Origin of the sequence: Candidatus Acidianus copahuensis (genome assembly GCF_000632495.1) — an archaeon.
GTDB lineage: Archaea > Thermoproteota > Thermoprotei_A > Sulfolobales > Sulfolobaceae > Acidianus > Acidianus copahuensis.
In genome coordinates this window covers 1-2,355 of the sequence record NZ_JFZT01000042.1, presented here as the reverse complement: position 1 = coordinate 2,355, position 2,355 = coordinate 1, and the positions used below count along the sequence as shown (strand labels likewise).

Below are 2,355 nucleotides of genomic sequence, written 5' to 3'. Positions count from 1 at the left end.
GCGAACCAATAGTATCCTGCAGGAATTGCTGGAGATAAGCCAGATGCAGATTGACCACTAGCTATACCTACAGTTTCATATGATGTGCTCGTGGTTCCAACGTTAAGAATAAACTTACCGTCAGCAAGTACGTTTGCGTTATTGGGCGTTGGAGTATCGTTAGCTATTATGTTGAAGTTGTGAGGTATTGATTCCTGGTTTGTGTAGACTACATACACGTGCCATCCTGCAGGTATGTAAATTTTTAGCTGTCCGTCGCTTGTTCCGTTAAAGTTAAATGGATTTCCAGAGCTCAACGAGACAATATATAGGAATACAGTCTTATTAGCTGCGTTATAAGCTAGAGGAACGCCAGGAACCTTAGTAGTAGTCGTTACTGGGGTAGTGGTTGTCACAGGGGTAGTAGTAGTTACTGGGGTAGTAGTCGTTACTGGTACCACTGGCTTATACCCATGAACTGGGTAAATAACTATAGCGAAATTATACACTAGAAATCCTGCCATAACTGCAGTACCCGCAAATATGAGTACTATTATAGCAACGCCTAATCTACTCATTTTTCTATCAAGAATTAACAACTTAAAGCAAGTATTAAAATATTTTTTATCTATATGAGGAGTTAGTCAGGAAAGATCCTTTGCCTCTAGATAAGAATTGTGCTTATAGAATATTGAACTAGCATCACAAGTTTCTCTAATAGTTTATCTTAATAATTTTATAAATCCTTAAGGATTAAAGTATTAATATGGGACATAAAACTGCAGTTAGATACGGGATTGCAATTGCGCTGATGACTATCTCAATATTCACATATAAACTTTCCTTCGATATGTCATACCTTCTTCTCTTTTCACTTTTATCTAGTGTTTCTTTCTGGACCTCTGTAGCACTATTGGTTCCGTTTAGATTTTACAAATCAGTTTACTCTGAAATAAAAAAGACCAGAGCGTACTGGATATCTGCCGGACTTTACTTGACTTTTCATATTCTAATTTACGGGTTCTTTTACTACTTTTTACTTGGTTATTTTGTATTTCAACCTCTACTCACTGCTTATGTTGGAGCATCAGTTCCAACACCTATATATCTTCTTCCATATTGGGAAAGCTATAGTCCTGGAATCGCTATTTTCATAGCTGGATATGAGGCTGATGTTGTTCCTTTCACAGTATTTATCGGAATTTTTCTTGCTATGCTCTTAGGGGCAAATATTCAGAGAGTTTTTGATTTGAGGAAAGTGTTAAAAAGAAAAAAGGGAACAACCTCATATTCAGTTCTTATAGGTGCACCAACCATAGCCATAGTGTCCGGAACTTCTTGCTGTCTTTCATTACCATCAATAATAGTTTATATGGTGGCTCTATCTATAGGAGCTGTAACATCAATCTTGAGCGTATTAGCCTCGCCCATATACTTTGGGCTCGTGTGGTTCGGATTACCCATAGGATCGTTATTCCTTTTATACTATAATTTAAGAGATATGAATAAAATTCTAAGTAAATGTCCAATCTATAAATCTTAATTAATTGAAAGTCTCGCTATTCCTAATGGATTTAACTACTATGTCTATTAATAAAAAATGTGGAAATGAATATATTAGTGTTCTATGAGTTTATGGCAATATCTTATCTGGTTTATAACCTTTATTAAAAATTATAGTAATCTAAGAAAAAAATTCTTTCTTATTGGCAAAAGTTTTATTTATATGATAGGTTGAGTTAGAATACAATGGCTAAAGCGGATACACCTGTAATAGTAGCTATAGTTATAGCCATAATCCTAGTAGCTGTAGCTGGATACTATGTAGCAACTAGAACACCTATCGATATAGGAACTACAACTCTTCCACCTTCAACTACAGTTTTACCAACGTCTTCAGTACCAGTAACGACTACTACCCCAGTAACTACTACTACCCCTGTGACAACCACTACCCCAGTAACGACTACTACTAAGGTTCCTGGCGTTCCTCTAGCTTATAACGCAGCTAATAAGACTGTATTCCTATATATTGTCTCGTTGAGCTCTGGAAATCCATTTAACTTTAACGGAACAAGCGACGGACAGCTAAAAATTTACATACCTGCAGGATGGCACGTGTATGTAGTCTACACAAACCAGGAATCAATACCTCACAACTTCAACATAATAGCTAACGATACTCCAACGCCCAATAACGCAAACGTACTTGCTGACGGTAAGTTTATTCTTAACGTTGGAACCACGAGCACATCATATGAAACTGTAGGTATAGCTAGTGGTCAATCTGCATCTGGCTTATCTCCAGCAATTCCTGCAGGATACTATTGGTTCGCATGCGGTATCGCTGGTCACGCTGAAGCAGGAATGTGGGGT

The 2,355-nt window shown here is 37.2% G+C and carries 3 protein-coding genes; 2 read left to right on the top strand and 1 reads right to left on the bottom strand.

Annotation, left to right across the window (positions count from 1 at the left end; all coding sequences use genetic code 11):
* The coding region (locus CM19_RS06745; protein WP_048099698.1) for a sulfocyanin-like copper-binding protein at positions 1-557 on the bottom strand (557 nt) is incomplete at its 3' end.
* Positions 558-745: 188 nt separating this feature from the next.
* Here CM19_RS06745 and CM19_RS06740 point away from each other — a divergent pair.
* Together CM19_RS06740 and CM19_RS06735 are read left to right on the top strand one after the other, a co-directional pair.
* Positions 746-1,522: a hypothetical protein gene (locus CM19_RS06740; RefSeq protein ID WP_048099697.1), complete on the top strand. Its 777-nt coding sequence runs from the start codon at positions 746-748 to the stop codon at positions 1,520-1,522.
* Between the two features lie 206 nt (positions 1,523-1,728).
* On the top strand, positions 1,729-2,355 hold a 627-nt coding region (locus tag CM19_RS06735; RefSeq protein ID WP_048099696.1), incomplete at its 3' end, for a sulfocyanin.